At 59.8% G+C, this 21,041-nt stretch carries 13 protein-coding genes; 11 read left to right on the top strand and 2 right to left on the bottom strand.

The genetic code is table 11. The annotated features are described in order from the left end of the window. Nucleotides 1-39 precede the first annotated feature (39 nt). The 5 genes from AC1RT6_RS04085 (at nucleotide 40) to AC1RT6_RS04105 (ending at nucleotide 10,554) form a co-directional block, all read left to right on the top strand. On the top strand, nucleotides 40-5,262 hold the full coding sequence (locus AC1RT6_RS04085; RefSeq protein WP_493029123.1) for an alpha-2-macroglobulin family protein: 5,223 nt from the start codon (nucleotides 40-42) through the stop codon (nucleotides 5,260-5,262). Beyond that, complete coding sequence (pbpC, locus tag AC1RT6_RS04090) at nucleotides 5,259-7,382, top strand: penicillin-binding protein 1C (RefSeq protein WP_079446573.1); 2,124 nt, start codon at nucleotides 5,259-5,261, stop codon at nucleotides 7,380-7,382. The genes AC1RT6_RS04085 and pbpC overlap by 4 nt, the downstream gene beginning before the upstream one ends. Before the next feature lie 52 nt (nucleotides 7,383-7,434). Next, nucleotides 7,435-9,177: an ArnT family glycosyltransferase gene (locus AC1RT6_RS04095; protein ID WP_079446572.1), complete on the top strand. Its 1,743-nt coding sequence runs from the start codon at nucleotides 7,435-7,437 to the stop codon at nucleotides 9,175-9,177. Nucleotides 9,178-9,488: 311 nt separating this feature from the next. Then, nucleotides 9,489-10,238 (top strand): glycosyltransferase family 2 protein, encoded by a 750-nt coding sequence (locus AC1RT6_RS04100; RefSeq protein ID WP_173815955.1) that lies wholly within the window; start codon nucleotides 9,489-9,491, stop codon nucleotides 10,236-10,238. Further along, on the top strand, nucleotides 10,231-10,554 hold the full coding sequence (locus AC1RT6_RS04105; protein WP_079446570.1) for a lipid-A-disaccharide synthase N-terminal domain-containing protein: 324 nt from the start codon (nucleotides 10,231-10,233) through the stop codon (nucleotides 10,552-10,554). Before AC1RT6_RS04100 ends, AC1RT6_RS04105 begins: the two co-directional genes overlap by 8 nt. A gap of 29 nt (nucleotides 10,555-10,583) precedes the next feature. Here the strand turns inward: AC1RT6_RS04105 and metC are convergent, their stop codons facing one another. Beyond that, nucleotides 10,584-11,780: a cystathionine beta-lyase gene (metC, locus tag AC1RT6_RS04110; RefSeq protein ID WP_472789713.1), complete on the bottom strand. Its 1,197-nt coding sequence runs from the start codon at nucleotides 11,778-11,780 to the stop codon at nucleotides 10,584-10,586. Nucleotides 11,781-12,205: 425 nt separating this feature from the next. Between metC and AC1RT6_RS04115 the strand changes: the two genes are divergently transcribed. Genes AC1RT6_RS04115 through AC1RT6_RS04130 form a run of 4 tightly spaced genes read left to right on the top strand, consistent with a single transcriptional unit; the run spans nucleotide 12,206 to nucleotide 16,736 of the window. After that, the gene (locus tag AC1RT6_RS04115) at nucleotides 12,206-13,240 is read left to right on the top strand and encodes an amino acid ABC transporter substrate-binding protein (RefSeq protein WP_079446568.1); all 1,035 of its coding nucleotides are present in this window, start codon (nucleotides 12,206-12,208) and stop codon (nucleotides 13,238-13,240) included. Nucleotides 13,241-13,254: 14 nt separating this feature from the next. Next, complete coding sequence (locus AC1RT6_RS04120) at nucleotides 13,255-14,460, top strand: amino acid ABC transporter permease (protein ID WP_079446567.1); 1,206 nt, start codon at nucleotides 13,255-13,257, stop codon at nucleotides 14,458-14,460. After that, nucleotides 14,457-15,977: an amino acid ABC transporter permease gene (locus AC1RT6_RS04125; RefSeq protein WP_079446566.1), complete on the top strand. Its 1,521-nt coding sequence runs from the start codon at nucleotides 14,457-14,459 to the stop codon at nucleotides 15,975-15,977. Before AC1RT6_RS04120 ends, AC1RT6_RS04125 begins: the two co-directional genes overlap by 4 nt. 15 nt (nucleotides 15,978-15,992) lie before the next feature. Beyond that, nucleotides 15,993-16,736, top strand: coding sequence for an amino acid ABC transporter ATP-binding protein (locus AC1RT6_RS04130; protein ID WP_079446565.1), 744 nt, complete (start codon nucleotides 15,993-15,995; stop codon nucleotides 16,734-16,736). 13 nt (nucleotides 16,737-16,749) lie between these two features. Here AC1RT6_RS04130 and AC1RT6_RS04135 read toward each other — a convergent pair whose 3' ends face one another. Further along, nucleotides 16,750-17,790, bottom strand: a complete 1,041-nt coding sequence (locus tag AC1RT6_RS04135; RefSeq protein ID WP_079446564.1) for a cysteine synthase A — start codon at nucleotides 17,788-17,790, stop codon at nucleotides 16,750-16,752. A 516-nt stretch (nucleotides 17,791-18,306) separates the two neighbouring features. On the opposite strand from AC1RT6_RS04135, the gene AC1RT6_RS04140 reads away from it, so the two are divergent. Next, entirely contained in the window at nucleotides 18,307-19,722 is a 1,416-nt protein-coding gene (locus AC1RT6_RS04140) for an efflux transporter outer membrane subunit (protein WP_338013164.1), read from the top strand. Further along, entirely contained in the window at nucleotides 19,712-21,037 is a 1,326-nt protein-coding gene (locus AC1RT6_RS04145) for an efflux RND transporter periplasmic adaptor subunit (protein ID WP_472789710.1), read from the top strand. The genes AC1RT6_RS04140 and AC1RT6_RS04145 overlap by 11 nt, the downstream gene beginning before the upstream one ends. Nucleotides 21,038-21,041 lie beyond the last annotated feature (4 nt).

Genomic DNA, 21,041 nt, shown 5'->3' on the forward strand with positions numbered 1-21,041 from the left:
GGGCCACCCCAGCGACATTTACGCGCGCAGGAGCTTTTTATGACCAGGATGGTTCGCGCCGTAGCCCTCTGTGCGACCTTACTCATCGGGCTTGGATCAGCTGCCCTGGCGGCAGATAAAGCCTTCAAGCGGGATGATCTTGCCGACGCGGCAATCAAGCTCGAGGCTCAGATCAAGAGCGAAGCAGGCACTATCACCAAATCGGCCCCGACTTTGCGCGCCGATGCCGACGCGGCCTTCAAACGAGCCGATTTTCGCAGCGGTCTTCAGATACTCGGCCAGATCGCAACGGTCGTACCAGCCGACAGCGGCAACTGGCTGCGCCTGGCACGGACAATCTTCCAGATCAGACCCACCACAAGTCAAGAACAAACCTTTCTGCTCGAACGAGCATCCACCGCCGCCTATCTCGCCTACCAGCGAGCGAACGATTCTGCTGTCGAGGCTGATGCATTAGCGGTCCTCGGACGCGCATTTTCGGATCGAAAGCTGTGGCGGCCAGCCCTCGACACGTTGCGGCTTTCGCTTGATCTGCGCGAGGTCGCCGATGTTCGCGCGCAGTACGAAAAAATGCGAGACGACCACGGCTTTCGGCTGCTCGATTACACCGTGGATTCGGACTCGGCATCGCCTCGAGTCTGCTTCCAGTTCTCTGAGGATCTTGCCAAGAGGACCGACTTTTCACCGTTCGTGACGCTGGCCGGGGTCGACCAGCCGGCGCTGTCCTCGGAAGACAGACAGCTCTGTGTCGAGGGCCTCAAGCACGGTGAGCGATACAACATCCATCTGCGCTCCGGGCTGCCATCGACCGTGAAGGAGGGTCTGCCGAAATCCGCTGAATTCAACGTCTATGTGCGCGACCGTAAGCCCTTCGTCCGCTTCACAGGACGGGCCTACGTGCTGCCGCGCGTTGGCCAGCGCGGCATCCCGCTGGTCAGCGTCAACACCCAGACCGTGACCGTGAAGGTGTTCCGGATCGGCGACCGCAATCTCATCAATGCCGTTGTCGACAGCGATTTTCAGAAGACGCTCAGCGGCTATCAGTTGTTTAATCTCGGCAACGAACGCGGGATCAAAGTCTGGTCGGGCGAGGTTGCGACGGCCTCCACGCTGAACGCCGATGTGACGACCGCGTTTCCAGTCGATGAAGCGCTCGGAAACCTCCAACCCGGCGTTTATGTGATGACGGCCGCGCCAAAGGGGCCGTCATCAATGGAGGACGAAGAGTCCAGCTCGCTGGCGACTCAGTGGTTCATCGTCTCGGACCTTGGCCTGACCGCCTATTCAGGCAATGACGGCATCCACGTATTCGTCAATTCGCTGGCGACAACCGATGCTGTGGACAAAGCGGAAGTCCGCCTGGTCGCACGCAACAATGAAATCCTTGCGACCCGCAAGACGGATGAGTCAGGTCACGCGTTGTTTGAGCCTGGGTTGGCTCGAGGCGAAGGAGGGCAGTCACCTGCGCTGCTGACAGTCAGCACCGACAAGACCGATTATGCATTCCTCAGCCTGAAGTCGAATGCATTCGATTTGACGGATCGCGGGGTTTCGGGCCGCGCCGTGCCATCGGGAGCCGATGCCTTCATTTATGCCGAGCGGGGCGTCTATCGCTCCGGGGAGACTGTGTATCTCACGGCGTTGGTGCGGGACGGGCAGGGTAACGCGGTAACCGGCGGACCGTTGACGCTGGTGGTCGAACGGCCCGACGGCGTCGAGTTCCGCCGAGCCATCCTGGCCGATCAAGGCGCGGGCGGACGAAGCGTGAGCCTGCCGCTCAATTCAGCGGTCCCGACCGGGACATGGCGGGTTCGCGCATTTACGGACCCGAAAGGACCGTCAGTCGGCGAAACCACCTTCATGGTTGAAGACTATGTCCCAGACCGGATTGAATTCGACTTAACAACCAAGGCGAAACAGATTGCGGCTGATACCCCGGTAGAACTCAAGGTCGACGGCCGTTTCCTCTATGGCGCTCCCGCATCCGGCTTGCAGATCGAAGGCGATTTGCTGGTGGTACCTGCCGAAAGCCGTCCAGGATATGCCGGATATCAATTCGGCGTGCCCGGCGACGACGAGGCGACCAGTAACGAGCGCACGCCGATCGAGAACCTGCCCGAAGCCGATGCAAACGGCGTCGCAACCTTCCCGGTCAGCCTCGCAACGCCGTCCTCGTCGAGTCGACAGCAGGAAGCACAGATTTTCGTTCGCATGGCGGAGGCCGGCGGACGCGCGGTCGAGCGGAAAATCGTGCTTCCGGTGAAACCGTCCAGCGCCATGATCGGCGTCAAACCGTTGTTTGCCGACAAGAACGTCGCAGAGGGAGACAAGGCCAGCTTCGATGTCGTCTTTGTCGCACCAGACGGAACATCGCTTGCCCGCAAGGGTCTCCGCTACGAATTGCTCAAGCTGGAGAGTCGCTATCAGTGGTATCGTCAGAATTCGTATTGGGAATACGAGCCGGTGAAGTCGACCAGACGGGTGGCCGACGGAGATCTGACGATTGCCGCCGACAAGCCTGCGCGGATCGAACTCTCTCCACAGTCGGGACGCTACCGGCTCGACGTTAAATCGTCCGATCCCGATGGTCCGCTGACATCCATTCAATTTGACGTCGGCTGGTATTCCGACGGCAGCGCCGACACGCCTGACCTACTGGAAACCTCGATCGACAAGCCAGATCACCAGTCCGGCGACACCATGGTCGTTTCGGTCAATGCCCGGACCGCCGGCAAACTGACGATCAATGTTCTCGGCGACCGGCTGTTGACCACCCAAATCGCCGACGTCAAGGAAGGTACGTCGCAGGTCAAAATTCCGATCGGCAAGGACTGGGGCACCGGGGCCTATGTGGTGGCAACGCTTCGGCGGCCACTCGACGTCGCCGCACAGCGGATGCCCGGACGAGCGATCGGCATCAAATGGTTCGGCATCGACAGGACCCCGCGCACCCTTTCGGTCAATCTCTCGCCGCCGACATTGGCGCGGCCGTCGACGACGCTAAGGCTGCCTGTGAAGATCGGTGGCCTAAGCCCCGGCGAAGACGCCAAGATCGTCGTTGCTGCGGTTGACGTCGGTATCCTCAATCTCACTAACTACAAGCCTCCCGCGCCCGACGACTACTATCTCGGTCAGCGTCGTATGACGTCTGAAATCCGAGACCTTTACGGACAACTGATCGACGGCATGCAGGGGACACGCGGCCAACTCAGGACCGGCGGCGATTCGGCCGGAGCGGAGTTGCAGGGCAGCCCGCCGACGCAGAAGCCGCTCGCGCTCTATTCCGGCATCGTCACGGTAGCAGCAGACGGCACGGCTGAGGTCAGCTTTGACATTCCGGAATTCGCCGGCACTGCGCGAGTGATGGCGGTCGCCTGGAGTGCAACCAAACTCGGCCGTGCGACGGTCGATGTCACGGTGCGTGATCCGGTGGTGTTGACGGCGACGCTGCCGCGCTTTCTGCTGACCGGCGATCAGGGCACCCTGACTTTCGACCTCGACAATGTCGAAGGTCCGCCCGGCGACTACGTTATCAACGTCAAGACCTCGGGGCCCGTGAAGATGGCGGGCAACGCCAAGACCACGATCAAGCTCGCGGCCAAGCAGCGCAGATCGATGGCGCTGACGCTTGGTGCCGGCGGCTCTTCCGGCGCTGCCCAATTCGACATCGATATCAAGGGGCCGAACGGCCTGACGGTCGCGCGGCACTATGATCTCGAGGTCAAGCCGGCGACCCAGATCCTGGCGCGCCGCTCTGTCCGAACGCTGGCAAAAGGCGAGAGCCTGACGCTGACTTCGGACATGTTCTCCGACCTCGTGGCGGGGACGGGAGGAGTATCGGTGTCCGTCGGGCTGTCGTCGGCGCTGGATGCGGCGAGTGTCCTGAAGGCGCTCGATCGCTATCCCTTCGGCTGCTCCGAGCAGATCGCAAGCCGGGCGATGCCGCTGCTCTATGTCAACGATCTCGTCGCCAACGCACACCTCGCGATGGATACCAGTGTCGACGATCGCATCAAGAGTTCGATCGAGCGCCTGCTGGCCCGGCAAGGCTCCAATGGTTCGTTCGGCTTATGGTCGTCCGGCGGCGAGGATTCCTGGCTCGACGCTTACGTCATGGACTTCATGACCCGCGCTCGGGAGAAGGGGTTCTCCGTCCCTGACGTCCCGTTCAAAAGCGCGCTCGACCGCATCCGCAACTCGGTTGTGAATGCAGCCGAGCCGGAGAAGGATGGCGGTCGCGACCTGGCTTACGGACTTTACGTTCTTGCCAGAAACGGTGCTGCCCCGATCGGGGATTTGCGTTATCTCGCCGATACCAAATTGACCAATCTGGCGACACCCATCGCCAAGGCGCAACTCGCCGCGGCGCTTGCGCTGGTCGGTGACCGGGCGCGGGCGGAACGCGTTTATGCCGCAGCGATACAAAGTCTGGCGCCCAGACCGGCTATCGAATTCGGCCGGCCGGACTACGGCTCGGCGCTGCGCGATGCTGCCGCGCTGGTATCGCTCGCAAGTGAGGGCAATGCGCCGCGAGCCACGGTCACGCAAGCGGTGCAGCGGGTGGAGGCAGCGCGGGGGTTGACGCCCTCAACCTCAACACAAGAGAACGCGTGGCTGGTCCTGGCAGCGCGGGCGCTTGCGAAAGAATCAATGTCGCTCGATGTCGGTGGCGCGCCCGTTAATGCCGCGCTTTATCGCAGCTACAAGGCAGCCGAGGTGGCCGACAAGCCGATCAAGATCACCAACACGGGCGAGGCGCCGGTGCAGGCGGTGATTTCCGTGGCCGGCGCGCCCGCCACTCCCGAACCGGCTGCTTCGAATGGCTTCGTGATTGAGCGCAACTATTTCAATCTCGACGGAACGCCCGCGGATCCGGCGCAGGCCACGCAGAACGAACGGTTCGCCGTCGTTCTCAGGATCACCGAAGCCAAGCCGGAATACGGCCACATCATGGTGGCCGACTATCTTCCGGCAGGATTCGAAATCGACAATCCTCATCTGGTTTCGTCCGGCGACACCGGTACGCTCGACTGGATCGAGGACGGCAAGGAACCGGTCAGCACTGAATTCCGCGACGATCGGTTCACCGCAGCCGTCGATCGCGCTGCTAATGACAAGGCGGTGTTCACCGTGGCCTATGTCGTGCGCGCTGTATCACCGGGCAAATACGTTCTGCCGCAAGCGTACGTGGAAGACATGTACAATCCATCGCGCTACGGCCGCACCGGCACTAGCCGTGTGGAGGTACGTTCCGCGAAATGACCGCGCCCGACACCCCTGCAACGGCGGTACAGTCGCGTCGCTGGCGGCGGGTGAAGCTGGCGGCGTCAGCCCTCGCCATCGTCGCTATGGTAACCACCGGCGCTGTCGCGAGCTGGATCATCTCGTTGGGACCTCTGCCGCTGGCGAACGCGCGCGAGGTTTCGACGACGGTGCTCGACCGCAACGGCAAATTGCTGCGCGCGTTCGCAATGGCCGACGGCCGGTGGCGATTGCCGGTCGATGCCAGCACCGATGTTGATCCCGGATATCTCAACCTACTGCTAGGTTATGAAGATCAGCGGTTCTATTCGCACATTGGCGTCGACCCGCTCGCGCTTGGCCGCGCGGCGCTGCAACTCTTGACCCGTGGCCACATCGTTTCGGGCGGGTCGACCATCACCATGCAGCTTGCCAGGCTGATCGAGCCTCGCCAGCGGCGCTCGATATACGCCAAGCTGCATCAGATGGTCCGTGCGTTCCAACTCGAGTACGAACTCCCCAAAAGCCAAATACTCGACCTGTATCTGACGCTCGCGCCGTTCGGAGGCAATCTCGAAGGTATTCGCGCGGCATCCCTTGCTTATTTCGGCAAGGAGCCGAAGCGGCTGTCGCTGGCGGAGTCGGCTCTGCTGGTGGCCTTGCCCCAATCGCCGGAACGGCGACGCCTCGACAGACATCCTGCCGCAGCGCGTGCGGCCCGCGACCGCGTGCTCGTGCGTATGGTTGAGGATGCCCGCATCGATGCGGACGATGCCAAGCGGGCGATGGCGGTGCCTGTCATGCGGATGCGCCAGCCGTTTCCAATGCTGGCGCCGCATTCGGCGGATCAGGCGATGGCCACGAACAAGAATTCGAACCTCATCAGGCTGACGCTAGAGTCCGGATTACAGCGGCAGCTCGAAGCACTGGCGCACGACCGCGCGGCTGCACTCGGGCCGGAAATTTCGGTCGGCATCGTCGCAGTGGACAACGCCACCGGCGATGTGATGGCCCATGTCGGCTCTGCGGACTATTTCGACGAGCGGCTTGCCGGGCAGGTGGACATGACACGGGCGGTGCGCTCGCCGGGATCGACCCTGAAGCCATTTATCTATGGACTAGCGTTCGAAGACGGGGTTGTTCATCCGGATAGCCTGATCGACGATCATCCGGTCCGATTTGGCAGCTACGCGCCGGAAAACTTCGATATGACGTTTCAGGGCACCGTTCCGGTGCGCCGGGCTCTGCAATTATCGCTCAACGTTCCGGCAATCGAGCTGCTCGATCGTGTCGGCGCCAGCCGCCTGTCGTCGCGACTAAAACAGGCGGGCGCCAGTCTGGTGCTTCCCAAGGACGAAGCTCCGGGTCTGGCGATGGGACTGGGCGGCGTCGGCGTCACGCTCCATGACTTGGTGCAAGTCTATTCCGGCATTCCCCGGCTGGGTAATGTAATGCCTTTGCGCGAGTTCGAGCGCCGCGACTCTGGTGTCCGCGAGCCTTTGCGACTGCTGGATCCCGTTGCTGCCTGGCAGGTGGGCAATGTCCTGCTGGGAACACCCCCACCGGAAAACGCGGTTCGGAACCGGATCGCTTTCAAGACCGGCACGAGTTACGGCTATCGCGATGCTTGGTCCGTCGGCTTCGACGGCCGCATGACGATCGGCGTTTGGGTCGGACGCCCTGACGGCGCCCCGGTTCCCGGTCTTATCGGACGTGTCGCGGCCGCGCCCATTCTGTTCGATGCATTCGCTCGCACCGGCAGCTTGCTTGCCCCGCTCCCCAAGGCTCCGCACGGAACTCTGACCATCGCCAATAATGCAAAGCTTCCACTTCCATTGCGCCGGTTTCGTTCTGCTGATGAACTCATCCGGACGGACAACAATGAGCGCCGGCTCCATATCCAGTTTCCGTTGAACGGCTCGCGGATCGATGCCGGGGCAGGGCAGGGAACGCTGTCTCCGCTGCCGGTGAAAGTGACCGGCGGCAGCCTGCCGATGACCATGCTGGTCAACGGGAAAGCGGTCGGAGCGATCGACGGCCGTCGCCAGCGGATGATCGACCCTCCTGGGCCGGGCTTCGTCCGGCTGACCGTGATGGACGCGGCTGGCACCGCGGACACAGTTACGGTCAGAATTCAGTAGCAGCCGGCTCAGCGGTTGTCCCTGCCTCGGGTTCAGCGTATGCGGAAATCCCATGGCCAAGACCCTTCCCCATCCCCAATTTGGACAACCGCGCGAGCCGAAGAACCCGGTGGGTAGGGGACGGGGTCTGGCGAACGTGCTCGACTCTGTCGCCGCCAGTCAGGGCAGATCGGTATTATTTCTGGCGATTGTTGGCCTGCTGTTCTTTCTGCCTGGTTTCTTCAACATCCCACCAATCGATCGCGACGAGGCCCGTTTCGCCCAAGCGACCAAACAGATGGTGGAGACCGGCGATTTCGTCGACATCCGCTTTCAGGACGAGGTGCGTTACAAGAAGCCGGTCGGCATTTACTGGCTGCAGGCAGCAGCCGTCGAGACGGCGTCATCTCTCGGCCTGCCGCGCGCGCAGATCCGCATCTGGCTCTATCGAGTGCCCTCCCTGATCGGCGCGATTGGCGCGGTGCTTCTGACCTATTGGGCAGCGCTCGCTTTCATAACGCGACGGGGCGCTGTTTTGGCTGGACTGATCATGTGCAGTTCGGTCCTGCTCGGAGTGGAAGCGCGGCTCGCTAAGACTGATGCCATGCTGTTGCTGACAATCGTTGCAGCGATGGGTGCGCTTGCGCGAATCTATCTGTCATCTCAGCGGCGCGAGAACCCCGAGCATCCGTCCTGGATACATCCGGCGATCTTCTGGACCGCGCTCGCCGGGGGAATCCTGCTCAAAGGTCCGTTGATCCTGATGTTCGTGGGATTGACGATCGGGACCCTCGCTATACTCGATCGCTCTGCGTCATGGCTTTGGCGGCTACGGTCAGTCTGGGGGCTGATGTGGATGCTTGTCCTCGTCATGCCGTGGTTTGTTGCGATTTTTCTTCGCGCAGGCGACACGTTTTTTACGCAGTCGATCGGCGGCGACATGCTGAGCAAATTCGCGGCTCAAGAATCACATGGCGCACCGCCAGGCATATACTTCCTGCTGTTCTGGATTACCTTCTGGCCCGGCGCACCGCTCGCAGGGCTGGCGGCGCCCGCGGTCTGGCGCACGCGGCGAGAGCCGGAGGTACGGTTTCTGCTTGCGTGGCTGGTTCCGTCATGGATCGTGTTTGAACTCGTTTTGACGAAGCTGCCGCACTATGTGCTGCCGCTGTATCCCGCGGTCGCGATCCTGTCGGTTTGGGCACTGGAGCGCCACGTCCTGTCCCGATCATGGCTGACGAAGGGCACGGCGTGGTGGTTTGCCATCCCTGCGATGACCCTCGTGCTCGCAATCGTCGCAACCATTACCTTAACGCGTCAGCCGGTCTTCCTGGCGTGGCCGTTCGCCGCGGCGGCTTTGATTTCCGGGCTGTTCGCCTGGTGGCTCTACGATGACTATAACGCGGAACGCTCCCTGCTGAATGCGATTTTGGCGGCGCTGTTCCTGAGCGCTTCCGTCTACGGAATCATAGTCGCTGCGCTGACACCATTATTCCCGAGTCCCGAAGTCGCGCGCGCGCTGCGAAATGTCGAATGTGTTGGACCGAAAGCGGCGGCGGCTGGCTACCATGAGCCAAGTCTGGTGTTCATGACGGGGACGTCGACGCTGCTGACCGACGGCTCCGGGGCCGCCGATTTTCTCAGCTATGGAAGCTGCCGGTTCGCGCTTGTCGAATCCCGTTCCGAAAGAGCCTTCGCGCAGCGCGCCGAGGCGATCGGCTTGCGCTATAATGTTGCAACGCGCATCGACGGTTTCAATTTCTCACGGGGCAAGACGATTTCGATCGCCATCTTCCGCTCTGAGGGAACGCGTTAGATATCAGGGTGGCCACACGACGTGACGATAAGCCACCTATGCCGGATGTTGTTCTTACAATTGATGTAGACAGCATAAAATTCTTCGCTCGCCGAAATTTCCCATCTCAAAAGTGTTGCCCGCAGCGCTTACGCGCCATAAGAAGCGGACGCGGCTAGGGTCTTTCACCGCTTCGCGGAAACGGTGAAAGACTCTGTCTTTTTGATGACGCGCTTTCTTCACGCGAACCGGATTTCACTTCGCTCGAAAACGCTATAGGCCAGTTTTTCGCGGGCTCTGATTAGCGGACCAATCGGACAATGAACGACGACATGTCCACCAGCACGACTACGCCGACGATTTCCATAGTTGTGCCTGTGCGCAACGAGGCGGACAATATCGCACCCTTGATCGACGAGATCTCTGCCGCGCTGGACGGCCGGTGGGACTACGAGATTGTCTATGTCGACGACGGCTCCGCCGATGCAACCGCCCAGCGTTTGGCTACGATCATGACGCGGCGGAAGAATGTGCGCCAGATTCGTCACGAAAAGTCATCGGGCCAATCGGCGGCGGTTCGGACCGGGGTGCGGGCCGCGCGCGGTTCGATCGTTGCGACGCTGGATGGCGACGGTCAGAACAATCCGGAATTTCTGCCGGAACTCATAATGGCGATCGAGAAGGGTGAGGGACGCATCGGTCTCGCCGCCGGCCAACGCGTTGGCCGCAAGGATACCGGATTCAAGAAATTCCAGTCGCGAATCGCCAACAAGGTGCGAAGCTGGGTGCTGAGCGACGGGACGCGCGACACCGGTTGCGGGCTGAAGGCCTTTCGGCGGGAGGTGTTTCTGTCCCTCCCTTATTTCGACGGCTTGCACCGTTTCCTCCCGGCGCTGGTGCGGCGAGAGGGCTATGACATCACCTATGTCGACGTGATCGACCGGCTGCGACGTTCAGGCGTGTCGAATTATGGATTCTTCGATCGCCTGTGGATCGGAATCATCGACCTCGCCGGTGTGTGGTGGCTGATCCGCCGTAAGAAATCGACACCCGTGGCAACCGAGGTAATGCGTCATGACTGACATCTTCGAGATGCTGACGACCTATTTCTACGACGTGTTCGTATCCAATTTTGACGGCTGGGTCGTTCTCGGTTTTGTTGCGCAGGGTCTCTTTACCATGCGGTTCGTCGTGCAATGGATTGCATCTGAACGCGCACGAAAGAGCGTGATCCCCGTGGCGTTCTGGTTCTTCTCGATAGGAGGCGGGATTCTTCTTTTGATTTACGCCCTTTACCGGCGAGATCCGGTGTTCATCGCCGGCCAGGCTCTCGGTCTCATTGTTTATTTTCGCAACGTGTACTTCATCATTCTCAATGGACGCCAATCATCAACGTGAGAAACAACAAAAAGCGCGAGGCAGAAGCCTCATTGCCGGGCGTTGAAGGCCGCAAATCCCCGTTCGAGATCGGCCTTGAGATCGTCCAAATTCTCAAGGCCGATGTGTAGTCGTAGCGTCGGCCCGCCCGGCGTCCAGTTCGTCGCGGTCCGATACGAAGCGCAATCGAAGGGAATGATGAGGCTCTCAAAGCCACCCCACGAGTAACCCATGCCAAACAGCTTCAGCGTATCGAGCAGCGCATCGACTGCTTGTTGTGGCGCGGGTTTAAGGACAATGCTGAACAATCCCGAAGCGCCGGTGAAGTCCCGTTTCCAGATCGCATGACCGGGATCGTCCGGTAATGCGGGATGCAAAATACTTGCAACTTCCGGCCGCCGAGCAAGCCACCGCGCCATGTCGATCGCGGCCTGCTGGTGATGATAAAGCCTTACCGCAAGAGTGCGTAATCCCCGCAAGGCCAAAAACACATCGTCAGGACCGACGCATAGACCGAGCAGCTTGATGGTTTCGGCGAGCGCCGGCCAGGCCTTGGCATTGGCGGCTATGGTACCAAACATGAGGTCGGAATGTCCTCCGATGTACTTGGTCGCCGCCTGGATGCTTATGTCCACGCCTTGTTCGAGTGCGCGGCGGAAGAGGGGGGTTGCCCACGTATTGTCGTCGATCACAAGCGCGCCGCGGGCGTGCGCCGCGGCAGCGATCGCCGGAACGTCGGGCATCTCCAAAGACTGAGAGCCTGGAGCCTCCACCATTACCGCGCGGGTTTCCGGCCTGAACAGCGCGGCGATTCCCGAACCGATCAGTGGGTCGAAATAGGTGGTCTCGATTCCATAGCGCGTCAGAATCCCATCGCAGAATTGTCGCGTAGGACGATAAATGTTATCGCAGACCAGAACATGATCGCCGGCCTTCAGCACGGACAATAGCGCCGTAGAAATCGCAGACACCCCCGAAGGAACGAGGCCTATGCCTGCGCATTGCGGGCCTTCCAACGCCGCCAACGCATCCTGCAACGCGCGGGTTGAAGGGGTGCCGTGCCGTCCGTATTGGAATTCTCCGCGGTGAGCGTAAAGATCGCTTGCAGTCGGGTAAAGCACGGTCGAGCCGCGAACGATGGGAGGATTGACGAACCCTTTCTGGGACGCCGTGTCTCGACCGGAAACGACCAATCTGGTTTCCGCTCGAAGCGAATCCGTGGGTCTGTCGCCCTTCGACAAGTTCATATCTTCCCGCTGCTGAACCAGGCATTTTGTGCTTTCCGGATGGCAGTTCCGGAGTGGTCGGGTAGTAACAGGAAGGGAAAGACCCCCGTCAACCCCCACGTGTCGCGGAGCTGAACGTCAAATTTAAAACCCCACTAGCAACATATATTTGCTAGTGGCTCCTTGATTCCAACCTTCGCAAGGCGGATCGCGGAACGGATGCGGACGCTAGAGTCCACCGCTAGTCGTTCCGTGATGGAATTCAATCCCTGCCGACCGAGGGTGGAGAGCCGCTGCGAGTTTCCATCTGCTCTCAACATCGGTTGATCGACGCAGTCCGTCTTTGGCCCGATTCTGGTGGGAGAAACGAATCGATTGGCCGCACTCAACCGAGCGACTAAACGGCACGAACTGACAATCCATTGACGTTCTTGAAAGGCATTGCCATGAAATGCATACTTGCTGCCATTTTCGCCATCGCCGCTGGTATTACATTACAATCGGCATCCGCACAGGAATCCGCGAAGGCGAAGACCACGCTCGAGGCAGTCAAGGAACGAGGCGTGCTGTCGTGTGGCGTGACTCAGGGGTTGCCAGGGTTTTCCACCCCTGACGACAAAGGAAACTGGACCGGTCTTGACGTGGACATCTGCCGCGCAATCGCAGCAGTCGTGTTCAACGATCCGAGCAAGATCAAGTTCGTCCCGCTATCCGCCAAAGACCGGTTTATCGCTCTACAGTGGGGCGACATAGATGTGCTGTCGCGCGATACGTCATGGACACTTTCACGCGATACCTCGCTTGGAGGAAATTTCACCGGCGTGACTTACTACGACGGGCAGGGTTTTCTGGTCAGGAAATCTCTCAAGGTAAATTCGGCGCTAGAATTGAATAGCGCATCCGTCTGCGTTCAGACCGGCACCACGAGCGAACAGAATCTCGCCGATTACTTCAAAAGCAATAAGATGAAATACGAGGTTATCGCGTTCAGCACGGCCGACGAAACCATAAAGGCCTACGAAACCGGTCGATGCGATGTGTTTACGTCGGATATTTCACAGCTCTACGCCCAGCGGTTGAAGCTCCTTAATCCCGCCGATCATGCGGTTCTGCCGGAGGTGATCTCGAAGGAGCCGCTCGGGCCGATGGTGCGTCAGGGCGATGACCAGTGGTTCGATCTCGTGAAGTGGACGCTGTTTGCGATGATCAACGCGGAAGAGCTTGGTATCACGCAGAAGAATGTTGGCGAGATGGCAAAATCGGAGAATCCGGAACTCAAGCGCATTTTCGGGACCGACGGCAATTTCGGCGAGCAACTCGGCGTAACCAAGGATTGGGTCTCGCGCATCATCAAGGCCGTCGGCAACTATGGCGAAGCGTTTGATCGTAACGTCGGCGCCGGATCCCCGCTTGGCATCACACGAGGACTCAATAGGCTCTGGACGCAGGGCGGCATTCAGTACGCGCCACCGATCCGCTAGCGTCAGCGTCAGGAATGACCGTCGCGCCTCGAAAACCGCCGCTGCAATTTTTTCTCAGGCTACGACGTGCGCTTGGCGGGCGGGCTGGTTGGGGTGCCCTTGCGTTGCAGGCTGTATTCGTCGCCGTCCTTGCGTGGATCGGCTATGAGATCGTGGCCAACGCAAAAGCAAATCTGGACGCGCAGAATATCGCATCCGGGCTTGGCTTCATGTCGAATACCGCGGGATTCGGCGTTAGCCAGACCCTGATCCCATACTCCGAGACCGACAGTTACACGCGCGTTTTCCTTGTCGGCCTTGTGAATACGCTCGTGGTCGCCGCAGTTGGTATTTTCTTCGCAACGATAATCGGCTTCATGGTGGCGCTCGGCCGGTTGTCGCCGAACTGGTTGATATCCCGCATTTCCGGCGGCTATGTGGAACTGGTTCGAAACCTGCCCTTACTGTTTCAGATTCTGTTCTGGTATCTCGCGGTACTGAGGACGCTTCCGAGTCCAAAGCAAAGCATCTCAGTCATTGACGGTATCTTCCTCAGCAATCGTGGTCTTGTGGTTCCCAAGCCTGTCGGGCAGGAGGGGCTAATCGCGTTTGCCGTCGCGGTGGTGGTTGCGATCATCGGCTGCATGCTGCTGCGAAGCCATTCCCGTCGCAAGTTGTTTCGGAGCGGGCGAGCTTTGGTTGTATGGCCATACGCCCTTGGTCTGCTGCTCGGTCTTCCCGCCGCCGCGATGGTCATTTTCGGTACTCCCTTCGCGTTCGAAATGCCAACTCTCCAGGGATTCAATTTCTCTGGCGGCGCGCGCCTGATCCCGGAGTTTGTCGCGCTAGCGATTGCGCTCTCGACATATACGGCCGCCTTCATCGCGGAAGTCGTGCGCGCGGGGATTCTTTCGGTGCATAAGGGACAGATGGAAGCAGGCGCCGCGCTCGGACTTTCGCGCAGATCGACGCTGCGATTGATCGTGGTCCCGCAAGCCATGAGGGTCATTCTACCGCCGCTGACCAATCAGTACCTCAACCTCACCAAAAATTCCTCGTTGGCTGTCGCTATCGGTTATCCGGAACTGTTCTCGGTGTTTGCGGGGACAACGCTTAGCCAGACCGGTCAAGCCATCGAGATCCTCGCGATCACGATGGGCGTGTATCTGCTGATTTCGCTGGTGACCAGCGGGATCATGAGCGTCTACTCCAGGCGCGTTGCACGGAGCGGGGGTGCATGAGCGTTCGGCCCGCACCATCGTTTATACGCGCCGCTCTCGTTCCGGAACGACACGCACCCATCAGGACTACGAGCCTGGCCCGTGTTCTCTGGATCCGTCTGTTCAGTTCCCCGAGCAACGCGCTGCTTACGGTGACTGGAGCTGCGCTGCTATGGTTCGTCCTTGTTCCAGCAGTTCGATTTTTCTTCGTTGATGCGGTCTGGGAAGGTCAGAATCGAACGTCGTGTTTGGTTACCGATACAAGTCAATCAATCGGGGCGTGCTGGCCGTTCGTCAACGCGAAGATCACCCAGTTCATTTACGGCTTTTACCCAGAACCCGAACGGTGGCGGGTAAATCTGACGTTTCTGTTGGCGGCCATCTTGTTGCTGCCGCTTCTCATTCCTCGGTTGCCGGCCAAACGTCTCAATGCCAGCCTGTTCTTCATCGCTTTCCCGGTCGCAGCATTTTTTCTTCTCCACGGTGGAGGCATCACTGGATTTGGCGTGAGCTGGACCGCCGGGATTCTGTCCAGCTTGGCTGACAGCGTTGGTAATGCCGGGCGGCAGCTCGCCGCGTCAGGGGAAGCAGGCGAATTCGGTTCGATCTTACGACTGTTGGGAAATGCCGTTGCATCAATTGGCGATGCACTGAACTGGCTGGCCTCGCCGCTGAGTTCGCTCCGGGATCGGCTCCAGAGCTCTGGTCAGCCGGTCTGGTACGATTTTGGTTGCACTGCTGCGATCGTTTCGCTGCTGCTCTTCCTTTTCAGCGGCGGCTTCCGTGCAGGCTGGGGAGCGTTACTCGCGAGCCTGACAACATTTGTCGGCATTGGCCTGGTTATCGCCGCAATGCGTCTCGATCGCGGCGGACTTCCGGTTGTCGATACCCGTCTCTGGGGCGGCCTGCTGGTAACGCTGGTGGTGTCGGTGACAGGCATCGTATCGTCGATACCGATCGGAATTGCGTTGGCTCTGGGACGGCGTTCGACCCTTCCGCTGATCCGGATGTTCTCAATCGCTTTCATCGAATTCTGGCGCGGCGTTCCCCTGATCACCGTATTGTTTTTTGCGACCTACATGTTGCCGCTCTTTCTTCCCGGAAACTTCACCGTCGATGGGCTGGTTCGAGTCCTAATCGGCATAGCGCTGTTCGCCGGGGCGTATAATGCCGAGGTTATTCGCGGCGGTCTCGCGGCGATCCCGAACGGACAGGCAGAAGCCGCCCATGCGCTTGGACTATCCTATTGGAAGACCACCGGGCTGATCGTAATGCCGCAGGCGGTGCGGCACGTCATTCCAGGATTGGTCAACAGCTTTATCGCGTTGTTCAAGGATACCTCGCTGGTCTCGATCGTCGCATTGTTCGATCTGCTCGGGAGCTTGCGAGCTTCGTTTGCAGATCCCGCGTGGGCGACGCCAACTACGCTGTTCACCGGGTTCGCGTTCACCGGACTCATCTACTTCGCATTCTGCTTCAGCATGTCGCGATATTCCCTATTCGTGGAGCATCGACTGAACGCGCATCGACGAACCTGAGCTTTGGAAATATCAATGACAGATGCGAACGCCATCGTTTCCATCATCGGTCTCAACAAGTGGTTCGGCAGTTTCCACGTGCTGCGGGACATCGATCTCGACGTGGCCCGTGGCGAACGCATCGTCATTTGCGGGCCGTCAGGCTCCGGAAAGTCAACGCTGATCCGCTGCATCAACGCTCTTGAGGAGTTTCAGGAGGGTCGCATCGTCGTCGATGGAATTGAGCTGGGACCCAATTTGCGGCGCGTCGACGAGGTGCGGCGCGAGGTCGGAATGGTCTTCCAGAGTTTCAATCTGTTTCCGCACCTCACAGTGCTCGAGAACTGCACGCTCGCTCCCATCTGGGTCCGCAATACTCCGAAGAAAGATGCCGAGGCTGCGGCAATGAAGTTTCTGGAACGCGTCAAAATACCTGATCAGGCCAATAAATATCCTGGGCAGATGTCCGGAGGCCAGCAGCAGCGTGTGGCGATCGCGCGCGCGCTCACGATGAACCCCAAGGTCATGCTGTTCGATGAACCCACGTCCTCCCTGGATCCCGAAATGGTCAAGGAGGTTCTCGACACGATGGTGGATCTGGCTAGAGAAGGCATGACCATGCTTGTGGTCACACACGAAATGGGATTCGCCAAAGAAGTAGCTAACCGCGTCGTGTTCATGGATGAGGGCCAGATCATCGAGTCCGATACCCCGGCAAGTTTCTTCGCCAACCCGCGACACCCGCGAAGCCAGCTCTTTCTAAGCCAGATCCTGCGGTGAGACCGGAACGGCTTTAAACTGCTGCGAGGGGAATTTTTACGGTGCTTTGTCTCTCGAGCCATTGCGGCACGGGAAGGCCCTTGGAGCGCATAAAGTCCGGGTTGAAAAGTTTCGATTGGTAACGGTTGCCGGAGTCGCACAGGATCGTCACGACGGTGTGACCGGGTCCCAACTGGCGCGCGAGACGAATCGCGCCGGCGACGTTGACACCAGTCGAGCCGCCAAGGCAAAGCCCTTCATGTTCAAGCAAATCGTAGATGACGGGCACGGCCTCCTCGTCTGGGATGAGGTAAGCTTCGTCAACTTTAGCGTCGGCAATCACCGGCGTTACCCGTCCGAGCCCGATTCCCTCGGTAATCGAACCTCCCGCGGTCGGCTTGGCCACGCCGTTCTTGAACAACTCATACATGGCCGCCCCGCGAGGGTCCGCAACACCGATGACGATATCCTTCTTTTTTTCCCGCAGGAAAGCGCTCGCTCCGGCCAGCGTGCCGCCCGTGCCGATCGAACAGATGAAGCCGTCGACCTTGCCACCGGTCTGCTCCCAGATTTCGGGGCCCGTTGAAACGTAGTGCGCCTTGGGATTGTCGAGGTTGTTCCATTGATCGGCAAACAGGACGCCGTTGGGTTCGGACTTGCGCAGTTCGTCAGCGAGACGCTTTGCGATGTGCTGATAATTATTCGGATTGCTGTAGGGAAGCGCCGGAACTTCGACAAGCTCGGCTCCGCACAGCCGCAGCATATCCTTCTTTTCGCGGCTTTGTGTTTCCGGGATCACGATCATCGTGCGATACCCGCGCGCGCTGGCGACGACGGCAAGACCAATGCCGGTATTCCCGGCCGTGCCCTCGACCACGAGGCCGCCGGGCTTGAGATCGCCGCGCCTTTCAGCTTCCAGAATCATCTGTTTCCCGGCGCGATCCTTGACAGACTGGCCCGGATTCATGAACTCGGCCTTGCCGAGAACGGTGCATCCGGTCGCATTTGAGGCGTGCTTTAACTTGATAAGAGGCGTATTTCCGATCGCTTCTACGACGTCGTTATCGATTCTCATGAGATGCAAAATTCTCATTGGGCTGTTGGAGGATTTCAAGGCAACCCTAGTTGAGGGGCGAGGGAGGTACAAGGGAGCGTAGAATCGCATCCCACAGAGAGACGGTCTCGGACCGAAAAATCCCTGCCGCCAACGGGCGGGACCCCGCAACGCCGCATGAAATCTTCGTAAGATTGTTGGACGCGTATGTAGCCTGAACTTCGAGAAAGGCCCTGAAATCGGGCCTTTTCTGATAAATCAGAGCAGTGACGCCTATGGAACGCATCTAATGTTCTTGGCTGGGCGGGACTGTCCGTCACCTGTTCGGACAGCTAGAATAAGGACGATCTCAGAGAAAGTATGACTGCCGGTGGCCGCGTCGCTTTATTCCAGAAAAGGTTGGGACTGCGGCGCAGTGATATCATGTCAATACCTGTCGCCGTTTCTGTCTTCCCCCAGGGGGCCGGTGTGACTTTTTCCCCTGCTACGGCCTTTAGCCATCCTCAGAGATGCGCGATGTGGATCTGGCGTTCCGCTATGCTCCTCCCTGTGTTGGTGGCGGCCGCGTTGTCGGCTGGCTGCATTCTGACGGCGGATATTCCGGATCCGGCGCTGGAGATCCCTAGCGGGTACAAGGCTGCGCAGACGACCAGGGCCGACGCTCTGCCGAAGCTCGACTGGTGGCGTGGTTTTCGTTCTCCTGAATTGACCGGCCTGATGGAGGAAGCCCAGACCGTCAATCTCGATATCGCAGCGGCGGCGGCAAGGATCGTTCAGGCCGACGAGCAATCCCGGATAGCGGGTGCGGCGCTATTGCCGAGCGTCAGCATCGGGGGACAGGAAGCCTATTTCCGTACGTCGGGGTCGAGCTTAAGCGGCCTGACAAATCGGGGCCGGGAGATCGTGAACTACTCAGGCACGTTGAGCGCCGCCAGCTACGAAATCGATTTCTGGGGCAAAAACCGCGATGCCGCGTTGGCCGCGGTGGAGACGGCCAGTGCCAGCCGCTTTGACCGCGATGTGGTCGCGCTGACGACGCTCGCCAGCGTCGCGAATGCCTATTTTCAGGTCCTTGCCTCACAAGACCGGATTCGCGTCGCCGAGCGCAATATCGCCAGCGCCGTGCGTATCCTGGATGCACTCAAACAGCGGCTGAGTGCCGGTACCGGAACCGACCTGGACGTGGCGCAGCAGGAAAGCGTGTTGGCGAATCAGCGCGCGACCGTTCCGCCGCTTCGGCAGACGCTTGCACAAAACATCAACGCGCTCGCGACGCTGGTGGCTCGCCCACCAGAAAGCGTGAACGTCAAGGGCGGTTCGCTCAACCGGATCACTGCACCACGGGTAACGCCGGGGCTACCATCCGAATTGTTGACCCAGCGCCCGGACATCCGCCGTCAGGAGGCGCAACTGGCGTCGGCTACCGCGAATGTCGGTAGCGCCCGGGCGCAGTTTTTTCCGAGCATTACGTTGACCGCGCAGGGCGGCTACCAGAGCCCGGCGTTGGTCGCGCTGTTCACCCCCAATGCCGCATTCTTCAACCTCGCCGGCGGACTGACGCAGCCGATCTTCGACGGCGGTAGAATTCTCGGCAATTTCGAAACCACGAGAGCAAGACAGGACGAGCTGCTTCAGACTTACCGCAAGACGGTGGTTTCGGCGTTCGCCGATGTCGACAACGCGCTGATTGCCGTGCGTCAGACCGCTGAAAGACTGCGCTTGCAGCGGGAGGTCGTGGCCACTTCGCGCAGGGCATTCGAGCTCTCCGAGCAGCAGCTTCAGGCAGGCACCGCCGATATTATTATCGTGCTGAACACGCAATTGACACTGTTTCAGGCGGAAGACGTCCTAGCGCAAGCGCAGCTTGCGCGGTTACAGGCAATCGTGAGCCTTTATCAAGCCCTGGGCGGGGGCTGGGAGCCGAGAATCGAGAGGGCGGGCAATGCTCTTTAAACCGGGTCTCGACGAAACCGCGAAAGCAGCCGGTGAAAGGATACCTGGCCAGGCGGCGGCCGGCGGCCGGCGGCGGCCGGTGTGGATCGTCATTACGCTTCTGATCCTCGGAGGACTCACCTATCTTGGCTGGATCGCGCTTGAGCAAACGAAGCGTGATGGAGGTCGAGAACATTCCGATCGCGCAATTCCCGTACTGGCTGCAACGCCGCGGATCCAGGATGTGCCGGTCTACCTCGACGGCGTCGGAACGGTCCGGGCTCTGAACACCGTTACTGTACGCTCTCAGGTCAACGGCAAGCTGATCGCCGTCAATTTTACCGAAGGCCAGGATGTTCAGAAGGGCGACGTGCTGGGCGAAATCGATCCCGTGATCTACCAGGCCCAGTACGATCAGACAGTTGCGAAGAAGGCCCAGGACGAAGCGCAACTTGCCAATATGCTCCTCGATCTGAAACGCTACCAGCAGCTGGCCGTCTCCAATGCCGGTTCGAAGCAGCAGGCGGATACCCAAAGGGCGGTCGTTGCTCAACAGGAGGCGCTGGTCAAGGCCGATCAGGCCGCGATCGACAACGCGGGAGCGATGCTCGGCTTCACCAAGATCGTCGCGCCGATTTCCGGTCGCGTCGGCCTGCGCCAGGTCGATCGTGGCAACATCATCAATACCACGGATACGACCGGACTCGTCGTCATTACGCAGCTTCAGCCTATCTCCGTTCAGTTTAGCCTTCCGCAACAGCAAATTACGCGGGTGAATGCAGCAGCAGCCAAGGGTGCTATCGAAGTCGATGTATTCGGAAGCGACGGCACGACACTAGCCGACACGGGTGAGCTGATCGGTATTGATAATCAGGTCGATCCGACCACCGGCACGTTGAGGCTGAGAGCCAAGTTTCCAAATGAGCATTTTCAGCTCTGGCCAGGCCAATTCGTGAACGTGCGGATCAAGGTTGAAACGCTATTACAGGCGACGGTTATACCGACGTCGGCGGTGCAGCGCGGTCCGCTCGGAACCTTCAGCTACGTGATCGGAGACGACGACATCGTAACGGCCAAACCAGTGACGGTGCAGCAGCAGGACGAAAAGGACGCTGTGATCGCCAAGGGAGTTGGTCCTACTGATCGCGTGGTCACGACGGGATTTGCCAATCTCTCCGACGGAGCAAAGGTGACGATCAGCCAGAACGATCAGGCGCCGACGGCCGATCTCGCGCCGCAGAAGCGGCACGATGAGCACGGCGCTCGCCGAGGCGGCGACAACAGTGAGCGTCGCGGCAAGCGGAGTTCTGGCGGCGGACCAAAGGCTCGGCCATGATTCC

The sequence above is a fragment of the Nitrobacter sp. MLSD-S21 genome (assembly GCF_058809865.1).